Origin of the sequence: Haemophilus aegyptius, assembly GCF_900475885.1 — a bacterium.
GTDB lineage: Bacteria > Pseudomonadota > Gammaproteobacteria > Enterobacterales > Pasteurellaceae > Haemophilus > Haemophilus influenzae.
Genome location: NZ_LS483429.1, coordinates 133,233 through 152,528, shown reverse-complemented (window position 1 = coordinate 152,528; position 19,296 = coordinate 133,233). Strand labels below are relative to the sequence as shown.

Below are 19,296 nucleotides of genomic sequence, written 5' to 3'. Positions count from 1 at the left end.
ACCTATCATCAAAATCTTATTGATAGATAAAATCAAAATATTTCATTTTTTCTCTTGAAATTTATTCAACCGAGCTTACTTAATTTGGGCAAACGTCGAAAGCCAAAACCAAATTGAGGAAAGTGTATGAACATTGAAAAATTTACAACAAAGTTCCAAGAAGCGTTAAGCGAAGCACAATCACTTGCTATCGGAAAAGACAATCAATTTATTGAACCTGTGCATTTATTGACCGCACTTTTAAATCAACAGGGCGGCTCTATTGCGCCAATTTTGACAGCAAGTGGTGTAAATGTGGCGTTATTGCGTAATGAATTAAAGACAGAACTAAATAAATTGCCGCAAGTGATTGGCAATGGTGGAGATGTACAACTTTCACGCCAGCTTATTAATCTACTTAATTTATGCGATAAATTTGCACAGCAAAACCAAGATAAATTTATTTCGAGCGAATTGTTTTTGCTTGCAGCTTTAGAAGAACGAGGAACGATCAGCGATATTTTGAAAAAGTGCGGTGCGAAAAAAGAACAAATTTCTCAAGCTATTCAGCACATTAGAGGGGGACAAAACGTGAACGATCAAAATGCAGAAGAAAGCAGACAAGCTCTTGAAAAATATACGATTGATTTAACTGCTCGTGCAGAAAGTGGCAAACTTGATCCTGTAATTGGGCGTGATGAAGAAATTCGTCGAGCCATTCAAGTATTACAACGTCGTACTAAAAACAACCCTGTGTTAATTGGTGAACCAGGTGTAGGGAAAACGGCGATTGTCGAAGGCTTGGCACAGCGCATCGTAAACGGCGAAGTGCCAGAAGGTTTGAAAAATAAACGTGTGCTTTCATTAGATATGGGCGCATTGATTGCTGGTGCAAAATATCGCGGAGAATTTGAAGAACGTTTAAAAGCGGTGCTCAATGAACTTTCGAAAGAAGAAGGTCGCGTGATCCTCTTTATTGACGAAATTCATACTATGGTCGGCGCGGGTAAAACAGATGGTGCAATGGACGCGGGTAACTTATTAAAACCAAGTTTGGCACGAGGCGAATTACATTGCGTGGGTGCAACCACTTTAGATGAATATCGTCAATATATCGAAAAAGATGCCGCACTTGAGCGTCGTTTCCAAAAAGTCTTTGTGGACGAACCTAGTGTAGAAGATACCATTGCGATCTTACGTGGTTTGAAAGAACGCTATGAAATTCATCATCACGTAGATATTACTGACCCAGCAATCGTAGCAGCGGCAACGCTTTCACACCGTTATATTTCCGATCGTCAGTTACCAGATAAAGCCATTGATTTGATCGATGAAGCAGCGTCTAGCATTCGTATGGAAATAGATTCTAAACCTGAACCGCTTGATCGTCTTGAACGTCGAATTATCCAACTAAAATTGGAACAACAGGCATTACAAAAAGAAGAAGACGAAGCAAGTCGCAAACGTTTAGAAATGTTAGAGAAAGAATTAGCTGAAAAAGAACGTGAATATGCCGAACTTGAAGAAGTGTGGAAATCTGAAAAAGCAACGCTTTCTGGCTCTCAACATATTAAACAAGAGTTAGATACTGCAAAAACCGAACTAGAACAAGCTCGTCGCGCGGGTGATTTAGCGAAAATGTCAGAGTTGCAATATGGCCGCATCCCTGCTCTTGAAAAGCAACTTGAGCAAGCTGAAACCAGCGAAGGAAAAGAAATGACGCTTTTGCGCTATCGCGTCACAGATGAAGAAATTGCAGAAGTGCTTTCTAAAGCTACAGGCATCCCTGTATCCAAAATGATGGAAGGCGAGAAAGAAAAACTCTTGCGTATGGAAGAAGAATTGCATAAACGTGTTATCGGACAAAACGAAGCCGTGGATGCCGTGGCGAATGCTATTCGTCGTAGCCGTGCTGGTCTTTCCGATCCTAATCGCCCAATTGGTTCTTTCTTGTTCCTAGGGCCAACAGGTGTGGGGAAAACTGAGCTTTGCAAAACTTTGGCGAAATTCTTGTTTGATAGTGAAGATGCGATGGTACGTATTGATATGTCAGAGTTTATGGAAAAACACAGTGTCTCTCGCTTAGTCGGAGCGCCTCCAGGCTATGTCGGCTATGAAGAAGGTGGTTACTTAACTGAAGCGGTGCGTCGTCGTCCGTATTCGGTGATTTTGCTCGATGAAGTGGAAAAAGCCCATGCGGATGTGTTCAACATCTTGTTGCAAGTGTTAGATGATGGTCGTTTAACTGACGGGCAAGGTCGTACCGTGGACTTCCGTAATACGGTGGTAATCATGACCTCTAACTTGGGTTCTGATTTAATCCAAGGCAGCAAAGAGGAAAGCTATAGCGAAATGAAGGCCTTAGTGATGTCGGTTGTTAGCCAACATTTCCGTCCAGAATTTATCAACCGTATTGACGAGACCGTGGTATTCCATCCACTTGGTAAAGAGAATATCCGTGCGATTGCAAGCATTCAATTAGAACGCTTAGCAAAACGTATGGAAACTCGTGGTTACGAATTGGTGTTTACCGACGCTTTATTAGATTTCATTGGTGAAGTGGGTTACGACCCAATTTATGGCGCGCGTCCATTAAAACGTGCAATTCAACAAGAGATCGAAAACAGCTTGGCACAACAAATTCTATCTGGTGCGTTATTACCTGGTAAGGTTGTTACCATTGATTATGCCAACGCAGAAGTTCAAGCGAGACAATAGGTATTAAAAAAGTGCGGTAAATTTACCGCACTTTTCTTATGAACCTAAACGCTGGCGTACAATTTCAAATAAACATACCCCTGTTGCGACAGATACATTTAATGATGAAACTGAACCAGCCATTGGAATGCTAATCAGTTGATCGCAATGTTCACGTGTTAAACGACGCATCCCTTCGCCTTCAGCTCCCATAACAAGTGCTAGTGGCCCTGTCAGTTTGCTTTGATAAATGGTTTCAGTTGCTTCGCCAGCAGTGCCAACTACCCAAATGTTATGATTTTGTTGTAAATCGCGCAGTGTGCGAGAAAGATTGGTTACACGAATTAACGGCACGGTTTCTGCCGCGCCACAAGCAACTTTACGCGCAATAGATGTTAATTGTGCGGATTTATCTTTCGGTACGATCACTGCCACTGCGCCCGCTGCATCAGCTGTTCGCAAACATGCTCCCAAATTGTGTGGATCCGTCACGCCATCCAAAACTAATAAAAGCGGATTTTGTTTATTTGCAAGAATTTCATCAAGATCATTTTCATTGAGTTCTTTTGCCGCTTGTACTCGAGCAATGACACCTTGATGAACCTCACCATCGGCTTTTTTATCAAGTGTTTGTCGATTAACGAATTGCACACCAATTCCGAGGGAATACAGTTCGTTTAAGAGTGGCTGTAGCCGTTTATCTTCACGGCCTTTAAGTACGAAGACTTCAATTAAACGTTCTGGCGAATGGGTTAAAATACTATTAACAGCATGAATGCCGTAGATTTGTTCTGACATAAATTTCTCTTTTTCTTATTTGAATTTTTAATATATTCCCACAATGGGATTTGAATTATTTTCGTTTTCTAGATGTTTTCTTCGAAATTTCTTTCTTTTTTACCGCACTTTTTCGTTTTTTGGAGGCTTTGGACGGTAGCTCTTTAAAAACTTTCTTAGCTTTTTCTTTCGCCGTTTTTCCAGCTCGACGAGGTTTACGTTCACTACTTATTAGCGAGAAATTGACCATTTTATTTTCTAAATGTACTGCTTCAACTTTGATGCGAACTTTATCGCCTAAGCGATATTGCATTCCGCTATTTTCGCCAATTAAACGCTGTTTTGCTGCATCGAATTGGTAATAATCGTTTTCTAAGGTGGAAATATGGACTAAACCATCGATGAATAAATCATCTAAGCGTACAAATAAACCAAATCCCGTCACAGATGAAATAACACCGCTAAATTCGCCACCGACATGATCTTGCATATATTCACATTTCAGCCAATCAGCCACTTCACGAGTTGCGTCATCAGCACGGCGTTCTGTTATTGAACAGTGATTGCCAAGTAAATCCATTTCATCAAAAGAGTAATGATAACCGCCTGTATCGGTAGTTTTACGTTTAGCGCCTTGTTCTTTAGCGAGTAAATATTTGATACCTCGATGAAGTGTTAAGTCTGGATAACGGCGAATTGGCGAAGTAAAGTGTGCATATTCTTCCAAAGCCAAACCAAAATGCCCAATATTATCAGCATGATAGACAGCTTGACTTAAAGAACGTAGTAACATTGTTTGAATAAGTTCATGATCAGACCGTTCTTTAACTTTTTCTAAGAGAGCAGCATAGTCTTTTGTGGTTGGCTTCAATCCACCTTCTAAAGTTAAACCAAACTCACCTAAAAAAGCGCGGAACGATGTTAATTTTTCTTCGCTAGGGGTGGCATGAATACGATATAACGCAGGTTCTTTATGTTTTTCCATAAAATTAGCTGCTGCGATATTCGCAAGAATCATACATTCCTCAATGATTTTGTGGGCATCATTGCGAACAACGGGTTCAATACGCTCAATTCTCCCCATTGCATTGAAAATAAACTTAGTTTCAATGGTTTCAAAATCGATGGCACCACGTTGATGACGCGCACCAAGCAACGCTTGATAGAGTTTATAAAGCTCTTCTAAATGAGGTACAAGCGTAGAATAACGAGCGCGTAATTCTTCATCGCCTTCAAGCATTTTTGCTACTTTGGTATAAGTGAGGCGGGCGTGAGAATTCATCACCGCTTCATAAAAGCGATAATCTATGAGCTTACCTTTGGCAGAAATTTGCATCTCACACACCATACACAAACGATCCACTTGTGGGTTTAGAGAGCATAATCCGTTCGATAAAATTTCAGGTAGCATTGGTACAACTCGGTTTGGAAAATAGACCGAGTTACCACGATTATGCGCTTCTATATCCAAAGCGGAACGTAAACGTACGTAATAACTAACATCTGCAATCGCTACCCAAAGTTTCCAGCCCTTGCCATGTTTTTCACAATAAACGGCATCATCAAAATCCCTCGCATCTTCGCCATCAATGGTCACAAGCGGTAAATTGCGTAAATCCACACGCCCTTTTTTTGCTTCTTCAGAGACTTCTTCAGTGAATTTTTTTACGTATTTTTCCACCGCACTTGGAAATTTATGGGGAATCTCGTGGTTACGCAAGGCGATTTCCACTTCCATCCCTTTCGCCATATTATCGCCTAGAATTTCAGTGATCGCGCCAATTGGCTGGTTAAAACTGGCAGAATGTTCTTGCAATTCGACAACCACAACTTGTCCCATACGAGCACCATTACGATGTTCATTTGGCACGAGAATATCTCTACCAATTCTGCTATCATCAGGCACCACATAGCTAAAACCGTTTTCTAAGAAAAAGCGACCCACAATTTGTTTTTTACGGCTTTCTAATACGCGCACAATTCGCACTTCACGGCGACCACGACGATCTAATCCTGCAGGCTGAGCTAAGACAAAATCCCCATGCATGACTCTTTGCATTTGATGGTTTGGAATGAATAAATCATCCTTTTTGCCATCGACCTGTAAAAAACCAAAACCTTCGCGATGGCCAATGACCGTGCCTTTAAATAAATCTAATTTTTCTGGTAAGGCATAGCGTTTACGTTTAGTGAACACTAATTGCCCATCATTTTCCATCGCACGTAATCGGCGACGCATCGCTTCTATTTGATCTTCATTTCGAATGGAAAGTGCGGTCAAAATTTCATCCCGATTCATCGGTGCATTATTGTCTCGAATAATGCTTAAAATAAATTCACGGCTCGGGATTGGATTGCCGTATTTTTCCAATTCTTGTTTGTAATGAGGATCTTGGTTGATTAAGTTTTTACGTTTTTTTGTCATTATTTTTTACAGTTTTAAAAAGTGCGGAGAGTTTGACACTGTAAGGAGGATAATGCAAGACGGGGAGGTTTATTTATCAATAAAACCAATGAACTTTTTCAATGTGCAAATAAACACCTATTTTTCTTTTTTATTTTTTGTTAAAGTTTCAAGCCCTCAATTATTATTCATTTGACAAAAGGAAAAATATTATGAAAATCATTAAGCAAGCAAGCAAGCAAGCAAGCAAGCAAGCAAGCAAGCAAGCAAGCAAGCAAGCAAGCAAAATAGTCTAACCCGCCTTTCTTTAATTAGTCTACTTATTTCCACTTCTTTTTATTCTGTTCAGTCTTTTTCACAAGATCTAAAATGGATTGCTACTTATGGTACAGTTCCTGGAGATGGTGGATATAATGTTGCTATTGGGGATGGTAGTAAAGTAACTAATTCTACAGAAAGTGGAGCCTCGGCATCTATCGGAGCAGTTGCTATCGGTGGAGATACTCACGTAAAAAGCACAGGTTCTTTAGCTATAGGCTATGGTGCTAAATCTGGATCAGAGGGAAAATTTAGTACTGCTATTGGTATAAATTCTAATTCAGCAAAGGGAGGTGTTGCAGTTGGTCATTATGCTGAATCTTTCGCGAATAGATCTATTGCAATTGGCTCTTTATCTACAAGTAAAGATGGAGACTATTCGATAGCTTTTGGTGTAAGTAGCTTGGTGGAAAAATTAGAAAAAGGTAAAAATAACAAGAAAATCGGCAAAAGTATTGATGTTAATGCAAGTGGAACTACGACAAAAATTGATATAGTTCACGATAGTGAGCAAAATTTAATTGATAAATATGGTCAAACTTACGGTGCGATGGCTCTAGGATTTAAATCTTCTTCACACAATCTTTTTGCCAGTTCATTTGGAGCCTTTTCTACAGCCACAGCTATTGAAAGTCTAGCCGTCGGCGACAGCAGCCAATCAACGGGCTACCGCAGTGCTACTTTTGGCAGTCATAGTAGGGCTTTGGCAGAAGAAAGTTTGGCATTAGGTTATGAAACTCGGGCAAATGCTTATGGTTCTGTTGCTTTAGGCGCAGAATCTGTGGCGAATGAAAAAAATACTGTATCAGTGGGTTCCGATACATTGAAACGGAAAATCGTCAATGTCGCCGATGGTACAGAAGATTATGATGCAGTAAATGTTCGTCAGTTAAATGCAGTAGAAGCTAAAATTGGTCAAGTGAATAATCAATTTACTCAAGTTGATACCCGTTTAAATCGAACAGATTTACGTATTAACCGCGTTGGCGCAAGTGCTGCGGCGTTGGCTTCATTAAAACCTGCACAATTAGGCGAAGATGATAAATTTGCATTGTCTTTGGGCGTTGGTAGTTATAAAAATGCGCAGGCGATGGCAATGGGTGCAGTGTTTAAACCAGTTGAAAATGTGTTGCTTAATGTAGCGGGGAGTTTTTCTGGTTCGGAAAAAACCTTTGGTGCAGGTGTTTCTTGGAAATTCGGTAAAAAATCAAAACTTGCGATTTCAACACAAAGTGCGGTCAATTCTGCGGAAGTTTTGCAATTGCGACAAGAAGTGTCGGCAATGCAAAAAGAATTGGCTGAATTAAAAAAAGCATTAAGAAAATAATCTTTAAACTAAGTGATTAAGGGCGTGATGTACGCCCTTTTTATTAGATATTTTTAAAGTATGAAAAGCGCGGTAAAAATTTTATGCAGGAACGCGTTCTGTTACGAGCATTTGTAGTTTTCGTAAAATAACATTTAATACTACGCCATAGGCTGGGACGAACAAGATAATTCCTATAAATAATTTAAATAGATAATCTACAAAGCCGAGTTGTGCCCAGTGTTCAGCCATGAACGGATCTGCACTTTGGTAGAAGGCGATACTGAAGAAAACAAACGTATCCGCCATTGAACCGAATGTCATTGAGCTAGTTGGCGCCACCCACCATGTTTTTAACTGGCGTAAGCGGTTAAATACGATCACATCAAGCAATTGTCCTACCACGTAAGCGGCAAAGCTCGCAATAGCAATACGGAATACAAACAGATCAAAATGCGTTAATGATTCGAAACCTTGGAATTTGCTTTCAGAGAATAAAACAGATATGACGTAACTTACAATAAGTGCAGGAAACATCACCACGAAGATGATTTTTCTCGCATCTTCCGCACCGAAAATACGCACAGTCAAATCAGTAGCTAAAAAGATAAATGGGAATGTGAGTGTTCCCCAAGTGCTGTGGAAAGAAAAATCGTTTGCTGCACCAAGTGCGGTTAATTTTAGCGTGATTTCAAAAGGGATTTGTACAAAGTAATTGCTCGCTGCAATGATGAATATGTGGAAAAAGCTGAGCCAGATGATTGCACCACGTTTTTGTTGATCATTAAAGATCGGAGAGGTTAATTTCATGTTGTACCTTTTTAGTTTAAATGAATCGGGGTTAGGGAACCCGAGGTTGAATATAGGGGGCTAGATGATACGCATATTTCTAATAATTGCAAGAGTCGATTACATTTGAGTTTTATATTTTATGAAAATTGACGAATGATTTTACAGCCTTTATTCTATTTGCATTTTTCATCAAATTTGAAAGGAGAGAAAATGGAGTTACACAATATTCGTGATGAATATACTAAACGAGTGCTTTCACAACATGATTGCCATGAAAATCCAATCTCGCAATTTGAACAGTGGCAGAAAGAGGCTATTCACGCTCAAGTTAATGAACCTACCGCAATGAATATTGCGACTGTTGATGAACAAGGTCGCCCAAATAGCCGAATGGTTTTGTTAAAAGAAGTCAATGAACAAGGTTTTGTCTTTTTTACGAATTATCTTAGTCGAAAAGGCGGCTGTATTGAGCGTAATCCTTATGTCGCGCTGACTTTCTTTTGGTCTGAATTGGAACGCCAAGTGCGGATTGAAGGTAAGGCGGTTAAAATTCCAGCAGAACAATCCGATAAATATTTTGCTACCCGACCTTACACCAGTCGTATAGGAGCTTGGGCAAGTGAGCAAAGTGCGGTGATTTCTAATTATAAATCTTTGCTAGTAAAAGCCGCATTGGTTGCCGCTAAACATCCGTTAAACGTGCCTCGACCAGATTATTGGGGCGGCTATTTAGTGGTGCCAGAAACCGTGGAATTTTGGCAGGGGCGTCCAAGCCGTTTACATGATCGCATTCGTTATCGTAAAGAAAGTGATAATTGGATTAGAGAAAGACTTTCTCCTTAGTAAATTGAGAATGAAAATAACCGCACTTTAGTTGTATCCCGAAAGTGCGGTGAATTTTTTCTAAATTTTAGCGTTTAGCTTTATTTATTAATGCGTGCTAGTACTTGTTGTTGTACGATTTGCACGTTTACGATCGTTTTCCGTTAAAAGTTTTTTACGGATACGAATCGACTCAGGTGTTACTTCCACTAGTTCATCATCATCGATAAATTCAATCGCTTGTTCAAGACTGAATTTTACAGGTGTAGTTAGCACAATCGCATCGTCTTTACCTGACGCACGCATATTAGTTAGTTTTTTACCTTGTAAGCAGTTTACGGTTAAGTCATTTGAGCGACTATGAATACCGATAATTTGCCCTTCATAAACTTCTACGTTTGCATCAATCATTAACTTACCACGTTCTTGTAAGCCAAATAATGCATAGCCAAGTGCTTTACCTGTTGCATTAGAAATCAACACACCATTTTTGCGTTGACCAATTTCGCCGCCTTTGATTTCATCGTAGTGGCTGAAGCTGGAGTAAAGTAAACCGGTACCTGAAGTCATAGTCATAAATTCACCACGGAAGCCAATCAATCCACGACTAGGGATAATGTATTCCAAACGCACACGACCTTTACCGTCAGGCAACATATCACGAACTTCACCTTTACGGATACCCAATGCTTCCATTACAGAACCTTGGTGTTGTTCTTCCACATCAATAGTTACTTGTTCGTACGGCTCTTGTTTTTTACCGTCAATATCACGATAAATTACTTTTGGACGAGAAACCGCAAGCTCATAACCTTCACGACGCATATTTTCAATTAATACGGAAAGATGTAATTCGCCACGACCAGATACACGGAATTCATCTGGGTTTGGGGTTTCTTCTACACGTAATGCCACGTTGTGAACCAATTCTTTATTTAAACGTTCAAGAATTTGACGAGATGTGACGTATTTTCCTTCTTGCCCTGCAAATGGAGAGGTGTTTACACAGAAGAACATGGTTACGGTTGGTTCATCAACTGTTAATGATGGCAATGCTTCAACTGCGTTAATATCACAAATCGTATCAGAAATATTTAATTCACCTAAACCAGTGATCGCTACGATATCGCCTGCGTAAGCAACATCTTCTTCATAACGTTGTAAACCAAGATGACCAAGTACTTGACCAATGCGACCTTGACGAGTTTTTCCTTCACTATTGATGATAGTAACAGGTTGGTTTGGTTTAATCGAACCGCGCTTAATACGACCAATACCAATAACGCCTACATAGTTGTTGTAGTCTAATTGTGAAATTTGCATTTGGAATGGCGCATCAAGTTCTACTTTGGGCGATTCTACATATTTCACAATGGCTTCAAATAATGGCGTCATATCTTCTGCTAAATCTTCGTGTTCAAGACCTGCAACACCATTTAGTGCTGAAGCATAGATAATTGGGAAGTCTAATTGTTCATCGCTTGCACCAAGATTGACAAATAAGTCAAATACTTGATCCACAACCCAGTCTGGACGCGCACCAGGGCGATCAACTTTATTAATTACGACGATTGGTTTTAAGCCGTGAGCGAATGCTTTTTGTGTAACGAAACGGGTTTGTGGCATTGGGCCATCAAACGCATCAACAACTAATAGAACAGAATCCACCATAGAAAGTACACGTTCAACTTCGCCACCGAAGTCTGCGTGCCCTGGAGTATCCACGATGTTAATGCGGTAGTCATTCCAGTTAATCGCGGTATTTTTTGCAAGAATGGTAATGCCACGTTCTTTTTCAAGATCGTTTGAGTCCATAACTCGCTCATCAATATCACCACGTGCAGATTCAAAAGTACCAGATTGTTGAAGAAGTTTATCTACAAGGGTGGTTTTACCGTGGTCTACGTGCGCAATAATGGCGATGTTACGGAGTTTTTTAATATCAATTTCGTTTTTCATTGTTTAATGCTTTAATTGGATAAGATGCAATTTTTATTGCATTGTTACATAAAAAATGGCGCAATGAATTGCACCCTACATTTCTACATTTGTCGAAAAGGCAAAAATTATACATGTATTTTTCTTTTTCTGCTATGGCTAGAATAAGAAAAATAAATTTCATGAAAAAATAGTATGGCTACGTTATAATGTGTGCTTATCTTAATAAGACTAACCATAGAGGATTTTCTAATGCCAAACGCAAATGCAATCGCCAATGTATTTAAGCTAATTGAAGAAAATAATGTGAAATTTGTACTTCTTCGATTTACCGATATTAAAGGTAAAGAACATGGTGTTTCTATCCCAGTTAGCCTTGTTGATGAAGATATGTTTGAAGACGGCAAGATGTTTGATGGCTCCTCTGTTGAAGGTTGGAAAACCATTAATAAAGCCGATATGTTGCTTATGCCAATGGCTGAAACGGCAGTTGTTGATCCATTCGCACAAATCCCAACGCTTTCTATTCGTTGTAGTGTTTATGAACCAACGACAATGCAAAGCTATGATCGCGATCCGCGCTCTATTGCAATTCGTGCAGAAAATTATATGCGTTCAACAGGTATTGCTGATCAAGCTTTTTTTGGTCCAGAGCCTGAATTCTTCTTATTTGATGATGTGCGTTTTAATGTATCAATGAATAAAGCGTCTTTTTCTATTGATGATATAGAAGCTGCTTGGAACACGAATAAAAAATATGAAGAAGGCAATAACGCTTATCGCCCATTGAAAAAAGGTGGATATTGTGCCGTTGCACCGATTGATAGTGCGCACGATATTCGTTCTGAAATGTGCTTGATTTTAGAAGAAATGGGATTAGTCATTGAAGCCCATCATCATGAAGTGGCGACTGCAGGGCAAAACGAAATTGCGACTAAATTTAATACGCTAACTTTAAAAGCGGATGAAACTCAAATTTATAAACATGTCGTACAAAACGTTGCATTAGAGCACGGTAAAACGGCGTGTTTTATGCCCAAACCAATTACTGGAGATAATGGTTCGGGTATGCACTGTAATATGTCATTAAGTAAAGAAGGAAAAAATATTTTCCAAGGCGATAAATATGCAGGCCTTTCTGAAACCGCACTTTACTACATCGGCGGTATCATTAAGCACGCTAAAGCCTTAAATGCGTTCACTAATCCAAGTACTAATTCATATAAACGTTTAGTGCCTGGTTATGAAGCACCAGTATTGTTGGCTTATTCTGCAAGCAATCGTTCTGCCTCAATTCGTATTCCCGCTGTAACCAATCCGAAAGCGATTCGCATAGAAGCGCGTTTCCCAGATCCATTGGCAAACCCATATTTAGCATTTGCTGCATTATTAATGGCAGGTCTTGATGGCGTGGTAAACAAAATCCACCCAGGCGATGCGATGGATAAAAATCTTTACGATCTTCCTCCAGAAGAATTAAAAGATATTCCAGCGGTTGCAAGCTCTTTAGAAGAAGCATTGAATTCATTAGAAAAAGACTATGAATTTTTAACTCAAGGTGGCGTATTTGCTAACGATTTTATTGATGCGTTTATCAGTATCAAACGTAAAGAAGTGGAACGTTTAAATATGGCACCACATCCAGTTGAATTTGAAATGTATTATGCGTAATGATATATAAACAAGAACAATGCGGTGAAATTTCGCCGTATTTTTTTAAAGGAGTAAATATGACTAAGATTTCTTCTCAAAAGAATGACTAGATTGATTTAATGGAGCTTTTCTGCGTATTCATAGCAATAGCTGGCGTATAGGCCTGTACGGCAAAAGAGCAGTGGACTTCAACTGATATTGGGTTGTGCCTCGTTCAACCGATTTCGGTAACTTACTGCCTACACGTGTGGAATATGCCACATTATTGGCGACAGTGAATTTTCTTCTGTAGCGTTATCAGGTTCATTGTATGGTCAATTTAGGCACTTCCTTCTTTCTAGAGATTTAAAACGCCAGTTCTTAAAACAATCTGTATGGGTGAAAATTATACTAAGGAGATGACAGAAGAATAAAGACATATTTATATTGAAAATGTAGTCTCTAAGTATTTAGTTGTTCACGAAATTGATCCGAAGAAAAAAGATTTAACTGAGTTGGATAAAATAGCTTTAAAAATTACCTTTTCAGCAGAAACTCTAAAATATGCACAATCTGTATTGACAGAGTATGTAAATTTTGTAAATCAATATAGTCTTAACCAAACAAACCAAGAGTTTAAACAGGGATTTAACCTCCGTTTAGATGAGCTGAGATTTAGTAAAGAATAAATTGAAGAGAATCTAACAGAAGCAAAAAAGGTTCAAGTTGAAAACTTAACAAATGCGTTAGATATTGCTAAAAAAGCGGGTATTAAAGATTTTTCAAGAGGAAATAATATCTCTGATTCTAAATTAGCAGATGGTACATATTTATTTATACTCGCTGAAAAATATTTACAGGCGCAACTAGATATTGCTAAAAACACACCTGTTGTTTACCCAGCTAATTATTATATTACAGATAGACAGTTATTTAAATTAAATAAATTAGCTTCACAATTGGAATTAGTTGAGGATGTAAAAACGTATTATTATTTAAGCTCTCCTGATTATCCTGTGGTTAAAGATAATCCTAAGAGGGCGTTGATTCTTGCTATCGGGTTTATTATCGGTATTCTGTTACCCACTTTCTTTATTTTATTAGGTTCGGTTATACAAACTAATAAAAAGCAGTCATGAAGAAAAAGGCTATTTTTATCAGTACGGGAGCGGTTATTATCTTTAAAATATTAACTCCCTGTTATAGCTGGTGTACTAGCAAAATTTATGATGCTTTCCGAAAATGTTTGCCTGCAATGGATAATCCATATTTTTCATCGCTTTAGCGAAGCGGAATTAGGTTTATATGCAATGGGAGCGCAAATTGCATTTATCTTATCAGTTTTTATTTTAGCGATAAATAAAGCGCTTGTTCCCTATCTGTTTGAGAAATTAAAACAAGGTAGTGTTAAGTTAAAAGATTTACATAGACGGTCGTTACTTTCATTATTGATTGTGCCTATTCCATCACTTGTTACCTTAATTGTTCCGGAACAATGGCTATTGTTCTTCTTAGGCAAACATTTTATCGGGGTAAAATACTACATTATAGTATTCTTACTCTCTACGAGTTTAACCATCCCTTATTTGTTCTTAGTAAATTATTTGTTTTATCACGGAAAAACTAAAGAAATTTCGTTTTGCTCTGTATTATCAACAATGATTTACTTGGGAGCATTGGGGGGATTAATTTTTACGGATGTGGTTTATATTCCTTATGCTAGTGTATTGGGGGCATTGGGGATTTTACCTGTATTATATAAAATAACAAAAAGAGTAGAAGAAAATGAATATGCCACTCATTAGTATAATAATGCCTGTTTATAATGCAGAATGTTACCTTAATCAAGGTATTTTATCTTGCTTAAATCAATCTTATCAAAACATTGAATTAATTTTAATTGATGATGGTTCAACAGATAAAAGTATTGAAATAATAAATAACATCATTGATAAAGATAAGCGGGTTAAACTTTTCTTTACCCCAACTAATCAAGGGCCTGCAGCGGCAAGAAATATAGGGTTAGAAAAAGCACAAGGTGACTATATTACATTCTTAGATAGTGATGATTTTATTGCAAATGATAAATTAGAAAAACAACTTAATTTTATGTTGCAAAATCATCTTGTAATGACGCATGGCAACTATGCTTTCTGTGATTTGGAAGGAAATCAGATAAAATTAGTTACGACTAGTAAAAAAATTGATTATTTAACCTTATTACAAGGTAACCAATTTAAAATAATGACCGTACTTGTTAAAAGAGCATCTATTAAATTACTTAGGTTTCCTAATATTAAACACGAAGATTATGCCTTCTTTTTGGATTGTTTAAAAGAAGTTAAACAATCTATACTATATAGCCATCAGGCAAGTTCATTTGTAAGAATCGGTAAAGTCAGCGTTTCATCAAATAAATTTAAAAGTGCAATCTGGACATTTAATATCTATTTTAAAAGAGAGAAACTAGGTGTAGTAAAATCAATTTATTATTTTATCCTCTATGCCTATAATGGATTTATTAAATACAAGAAATAAAAATATGATTTCATTACTTATTATTAGCTTCGGGCGTTATCAAGAAGTATTGGAAACGTTTGCATGTGTCAATAAATATCATGGTAAAAAAATTGAATTACTTTTCCTTGATAATAATCCAGCAAGAGAGTTGGAAACAGCTCTATCTTCTATTGTAGAAAATAATAGTAGCATTTTATTTAGCTATTTTCATACCGGTGAGAATCTAGGTGTTGCTGAAGGACGTAATTTTTTAATTGAAAAAGCTCAAGGAGATATTTTAATTACACTTGATGACGATATTGAAATTGAAGATATTATTCTTTTAATTCAGAAAGTGACTGATTATATGGCAAATAATGCTAAAGTAGGAGCGTTAGCCTTTAATATTAAAAACTATTTTACTCGTAAAGCATTATCACACGAGATCCCACATGGTAATAAAAAGTTAGATTTTTCACAGAATTTACTGACTTATTATTTTATTGGTGCTGGGCATGCAACAAGGAAAGAAGTCTATCAAAAAGCGGGGTTTTACCCTAAGGATCTTGGTCTATATGGTGGTGAAGAAAGAGATTTGTCATTTAGGATTTTAGAAGCAGGCTATCAGATACTTTATGCAAGTGATATTGTGATTTATCATAAGGTTTCACCAAATGGAAGAATGATGAGAAAAAAGGAAAACTTCTTTAGATATAGAAATCAACTTATTGTTTTAAATAGATATATGCCAATGAGATATCGATTAACTTCTAATTTTGTTTGGTCTATTTTTTATCTTGTAAAAATGAACGGAGAAATTCTAGATATTGTAAAAGTATTATCAGAAATTTTTAGTTTAAAAAGAAAGGTAGTATCAGATAAAACAATTAGATATATTAAATTTGTTGATGGTAGGTTATATTATTAATGATTATTTGCTTGGTATTGTTTTTATTTATTTCTCTTTCTTTGTTGATGGGGTTAAAATATAATAAATTATCTAGCTAACTCTTTATTTTTAATATTTTAATTATCTATTTTTTTTACTGTTTTTAGATATGGCGTAGGTGAAGAGTATTTTCAATATGAAGAATTATTTAAACAAGTGTTACCAATAAATAAGATATCAATTTCTTATTTTAAGGATAATGTTCATGATATTGAGTATGGTTATTTGTTTTTTGAATCAGTAATTAAATACTTTACTGATGAACACCTTGTTTTTCTTGTTTTTTATGTCTTTGCAATGTTCCTTTTTCTATATAAGGCAATAAACAATACTGGTTTATATAGAAATATACAGTTGCTTATTTTCTATTCTTTTATATTTTTAGAATATATTTTTAGTGTGCACAGACAAGGTGTGGCAATGTGCATAATATATTATGCTATCATACTGATGATCCATGAGGATAAATTATTTATACTATTCCTATTTTATAAAAGAATCCCCTATACTTATTCTAACTTACTGCTCTTATATGTTAGTCTTTTCTTTATATTCTCTAATGTGGGAGTGTTAGCAAATAGGGTTTCAGGAATTTTATTGGTATCTTATGCAATATTTTTCTCTGTTCTAATTTGTAACTTAAAATTTAAGAGAGATAGATTACTTATTATTTTATATATGTTTTTTCTAACTTAGTATTTTTGTTAAGAATATTCATGATATTCATCTGTTAACTAATAAGCTAAATTATTTTCCATATGAATTAAACTATAAGACAGTTAACATATTTCAGGAGGGAGAATGAATAAAAGAGTAATAATTATCAGTAGTATGAGGATGTTATTTTTATTTCTTCTTATAGATAAAAGGAGATTAGGGGATGTTTTTATATTTTCTAATAAAGTTGAATCTAAAATTAAATCTGCATTTGAGTTTCATAGTGCTTATTCCATCTTTGATTTACTATTTAAAAAAATTATTTCTGAAATTAAATTAATATATTTTTGTTATAAAAATAAAATAGAATTTAAAAAAACTGTTGTTTATGGTGCTGACCATATTTTAGGCTCTTCATTTTTTTAAGTAAATGTCTTTTTTATTTAATTGAAGATGGTACTGAGAACTATCAAACTAAAAATTATAAAAGAAGTTTAAAAAATAGATTGTTTTCACTACCTAAATTTGGAATGCATAAAAATGTTAAGAAAATTTATTTAACAAGGAATGATAATATTCCTGATTGTATTAAAGAAAAAGTTGAAGTAATTAATATTCATCAACTTTGGAAAAATAAAACAAAAGAAGAGCAAGATGAGATTTTATTTTTACTAAGTGTAGATAAAAATAAATTAGAAAATTTAAAGCATAAAAGTATCGTTTTATTTACACAGCCACTTTCAGAAGATAATGTTTTAACTGAGGAAGAGAAAATCGCTCTTTATAAAACTATCATAGGAAATTATGATCAAGAGAAACTTGTAATTAAAACACATCCAAGAGAAACTACAAACTATCGAAATTATTTCCCTAATATTGAGGTTTTTAGTGAAAATTACCCATCTGAGATTTTAGATGTATTAGGCATAAGATTTGAAAAAGTGGTAACAATTTTCTCAACGGCTGTATATGTATACCCAAAAGAAAATATTATTTTTTATGGTACAAAAATACACCATAAATTATTATCAAGATTTGGAAGAATAGAATATGAATAAGTTATTTTTGTCTAAATTTATTTTAGCTTTATTAGATTTTATTACATTTAATGCTTCTTTTTCATTATCTTTACTAATAATATCCTATTATCATCATGGATATGATCAATATTTACCTATTTACGAAATAGATGATAGATATTACATTCATACGCTTTTAGGTTTTCTTTGTGTTGGATGGTTTGCTATTAGGCTAAGACATTATACTTATAGAAAACCTTTTTGGTTTGAGTTAAAAGAGATTTTTAGAACACTTCTTATCTTTGCGGTTTTTGAACTTGCAATTGTTGCATTTTCTAAATTGTATTTCTCTCGCTATTTATGGGTGCTTATATGGGGGATTACCTTTCTACTTTTTCCATTGGCGAGAGTTTTAGTAAAGAAATTTCTTATAAAATCAGGTTGGTTTCTTAGAGATACAATTGTGATTGGTTCTGGGGATAATGCTTTTGATGTTTATAATGCATTAAGAGATGAACCTTATTTAGGGTTTCATGTTACGTATTTTATTTCAGTTTCTAATATTAGTAATAATGTAAAGGAATTAAATATTCCTATGTTAAATAATATGTCCTCTTGGACATCAGTAACTAAAAAAACAGATCAATTTATTATTGCATTGGAAGATGATGAAGAGGTAGATAGAAATAATTGGTTACGTTATTTTTCCACAAATGGATATCGTTCTGTTTTTGTTATTCCTACATTGAGAGGCTTACCTTTATATAGTACGGACATGTCTTTTATGTTTAGCCACGAAATGATGTTATTACGAATGAATAATAATTTGGCTAAACTATCTTCTCGTATTTTGAAACGAACCATGGATATTGTTGGTTCCTTAGCTATTATTATATTTTCCCCTGTGTTGCTTTATCTGTATTTTGCAGTAAAAAAAGATGGTGGTAATGCTATTTATGGACATCCTCGAATTGGTCGTAATGGGAAGACATTTAACTGCTTAAAGTTTAGATCCTTGATTGTAAATTCCAAAGAGGTGCTTGATGAATTGCTAAGAACAGATCCTCAAGCAAGAGCAGAATGGGAAAAAGATTTTAAATTAAAGAATGATCCTCGAATTACTAAAATCGGTGCTTTTATTCGCAAAACAAGTTTAGATGAATTACCTCAATTATTTAATGTTTTAAAAGGTGAAATGAGTTTAGTTGGGTCTCGCCCAATTGTAATTGATGAGTTAGAGCGTTATGAAGAAAACGTAGATTATTACTTAATGGCAAAACCCGGTATGACAGGGCTTTGGCAAGTCAGCGGACGTAATAATGTCGATTATAATACTCGCATTTATTTTGATTCTTGGTATGTAAAAAATTGGTCACTTTGGAATGATATTGCTATTTTGTTCAAAACTGTAAATGTAGTTTTAAAACGAGATGGAGCTTATTAATGTTTTATTTAATTATTTCTTAAGCGAGATTTCTTCTATTTGTATTACTTTAAATTTATTAAC

At 35.8% G+C, this 19,296-nt stretch carries 12 protein-coding genes and 3 pseudogenes; 11 read left to right on the top strand and 4 right to left on the bottom strand.

What is annotated here, in order from left to right:
- The first annotated feature begins 126 nt into the window (after nucleotides 1–126).
- Nucleotides 127–2,697, top strand: coding sequence for an ATP-dependent chaperone ClpB (clpB, locus tag DQN49_RS00710; RefSeq protein ID WP_006995519.1), 2,571 nt, complete (start codon nucleotides 127–129; stop codon nucleotides 2,695–2,697).
- Nucleotides 2,698–2,733: 36 nt separating this feature from the next.
- Here clpB and rlmB read toward each other — a convergent pair whose 3' ends face one another.
- Nucleotides 2,734–3,474, bottom strand: coding sequence for a 23S rRNA (guanosine(2251)-2'-O)-methyltransferase RlmB (gene rlmB / locus DQN49_RS00705; protein ID WP_005655733.1), 741 nt, complete (start codon nucleotides 3,472–3,474; stop codon nucleotides 2,734–2,736).
- Between the two features lie 55 nt (nucleotides 3,475–3,529).
- The gene (gene rnr, locus DQN49_RS00700) at nucleotides 3,530–5,878 is read right to left on the bottom strand and encodes a ribonuclease R (protein ID WP_006995520.1); all 2,349 of its coding nucleotides are present in this window, start codon (nucleotides 5,876–5,878) and stop codon (nucleotides 3,530–3,532) included.
- Between the two features lie 289 nt (nucleotides 5,879–6,167).
- Between rnr and DQN49_RS10625 the strand changes: the two are divergent.
- Nucleotides 6,168–6,497: pseudogene (locus tag DQN49_RS10625) on the top strand (hypothetical protein); the annotation flags it as partial.
- Nucleotides 6,498–6,581: 84 nt separating this feature from the next.
- Nucleotides 6,582–7,502: a YadA-like family protein gene (locus DQN49_RS10325; protein WP_006995522.1), complete on the top strand. Its 921-nt coding sequence runs from the start codon at nucleotides 6,582–6,584 to the stop codon at nucleotides 7,500–7,502.
- 81 nt (nucleotides 7,503–7,583) lie between these two features.
- Here the strand turns inward: DQN49_RS10325 and DQN49_RS00685 are convergent, their stop codons facing one another.
- Nucleotides 7,584–8,291 carry a 7-cyano-7-deazaguanine/7-aminomethyl-7-deazaguanine transporter gene (locus DQN49_RS00685; protein ID WP_006995523.1) on the bottom strand — a complete coding sequence of 236 codons (708 nt, stop codon included), beginning with the start codon at nucleotides 8,289–8,291 and terminating at the stop codon, nucleotides 7,584–7,586.
- A 192-nt stretch (nucleotides 8,292–8,483) separates the two neighbouring features.
- Between DQN49_RS00685 and pdxH the strand changes: the two genes are divergently transcribed.
- Entirely contained in the window at nucleotides 8,484–9,116 is a 633-nt protein-coding gene (pdxH, locus tag DQN49_RS00680; RefSeq protein ID WP_005651372.1) for a pyridoxamine 5'-phosphate oxidase, read from the top strand.
- An 87-nt stretch (nucleotides 9,117–9,203) separates the two neighbouring features.
- Here pdxH and typA read toward each other — a convergent pair whose 3' ends face one another.
- Complete coding sequence (typA, locus tag DQN49_RS00675; RefSeq protein WP_006995525.1) at nucleotides 9,204–11,054, bottom strand: translational GTPase TypA; 1,851 nt, start codon at nucleotides 11,052–11,054, stop codon at nucleotides 9,204–9,206.
- Between the two features lie 231 nt (nucleotides 11,055–11,285).
- On the opposite strand from typA, the gene glnA reads away from it, so the two are divergent.
- The 7 genes and pseudogenes from glnA (at nucleotide 11,286) to wbaP (ending at nucleotide 19,233) form a co-directional block, all read left to right on the top strand.
- Complete coding sequence (gene glnA, locus DQN49_RS00670; RefSeq protein ID WP_013526236.1) at nucleotides 11,286–12,704, top strand: glutamate--ammonia ligase; 1,419 nt, start codon at nucleotides 11,286–11,288, stop codon at nucleotides 12,702–12,704.
- A gap of 1,223 nt (nucleotides 12,705–13,927) precedes the next feature.
- Nucleotides 13,928–14,470: pseudogene (locus tag DQN49_RS00660) on the top strand (flippase); the annotation flags it as partial.
- Complete coding sequence (locus DQN49_RS00655) at nucleotides 14,451–15,203, top strand: glycosyltransferase family 2 protein (RefSeq protein ID WP_005651378.1); 753 nt, start codon at nucleotides 14,451–14,453, stop codon at nucleotides 15,201–15,203. The pseudogene DQN49_RS00660 and the gene DQN49_RS00655, both read left to right, overlap by 20 nt.
- Before the next feature lie 4 nt (nucleotides 15,204–15,207).
- A complete protein-coding gene (locus tag DQN49_RS00650) occupies nucleotides 15,208–16,092 on the top strand; it encodes a glycosyltransferase family 2 protein (protein ID WP_032826300.1) in 885 nt (294 codons plus the stop codon).
- A gap of 108 nt (nucleotides 16,093–16,200) precedes the next feature.
- The gene (locus DQN49_RS00645) at nucleotides 16,201–16,809 is read left to right on the top strand and encodes an EpsG family protein (protein WP_223395636.1); all 609 of its coding nucleotides are present in this window, start codon (nucleotides 16,201–16,203) and stop codon (nucleotides 16,807–16,809) included.
- A 105-nt stretch (nucleotides 16,810–16,914) separates the two neighbouring features.
- Nucleotides 16,915–17,828 (top strand): annotated as a pseudogene (siaA, locus tag DQN49_RS00640) (sialyltransferase SiaA).
- A complete protein-coding gene (gene wbaP, locus DQN49_RS00635) occupies nucleotides 17,821–19,233 on the top strand; it encodes an undecaprenyl-phosphate galactose phosphotransferase WbaP (protein WP_006995534.1) in 1,413 nt (470 codons plus the stop codon). Before siaA ends, wbaP begins: the two are co-directional and overlap by 8 nt.
- Nucleotides 19,234–19,296: the final 63 nt, after the last annotated feature.

Bases quoted from the DNA above. Each gene is read 5' to 3' on its own strand.
- clpB (WP_006995519.1), top strand. From the start codon at position 127: ATGAACATTGAAAAATTTACAACAAAGTTCCAAGAAGCGTTAAGCGAA.
- rlmB (WP_005655733.1), bottom strand. From the start codon at position 3,474: ATGTCAGAACAAATCTACGGCATTCATGCTGTTAATAGTATTTTAACC.
- rnr (WP_006995520.1), bottom strand. From the start codon at position 5,878: ATGACAAAAAAACGTAAAAACTTAATCAACCAAGATCCTCATTACAAA.
- DQN49_RS00685 (WP_006995523.1), bottom strand. From the start codon at position 8,291: ATGAAATTAACCTCTCCGATCTTTAATGATCAACAAAAACGTGGTGCA.
- pdxH (WP_005651372.1), top strand. From the start codon at position 8,484: ATGGAGTTACACAATATTCGTGATGAATATACTAAACGAGTGCTTTCA.
- typA (WP_006995525.1), bottom strand. From the start codon at position 11,054: ATGAAAAACGAAATTGATATTAAAAAACTCCGTAACATCGCCATTATT.
- glnA (WP_013526236.1), top strand. From the start codon at position 11,286: ATGCCAAACGCAAATGCAATCGCCAATGTATTTAAGCTAATTGAAGAA.
- DQN49_RS00655 (WP_005651378.1), top strand. From the start codon at position 14,451: ATGAATATGCCACTCATTAGTATAATAATGCCTGTTTATAATGCAGAA.
- DQN49_RS00650 (WP_032826300.1), top strand. From the start codon at position 15,208: ATGATTTCATTACTTATTATTAGCTTCGGGCGTTATCAAGAAGTATTG.
- wbaP (WP_006995534.1), top strand. From the start codon at position 17,821: ATGAATAAGTTATTTTTGTCTAAATTTATTTTAGCTTTATTAGATTTT.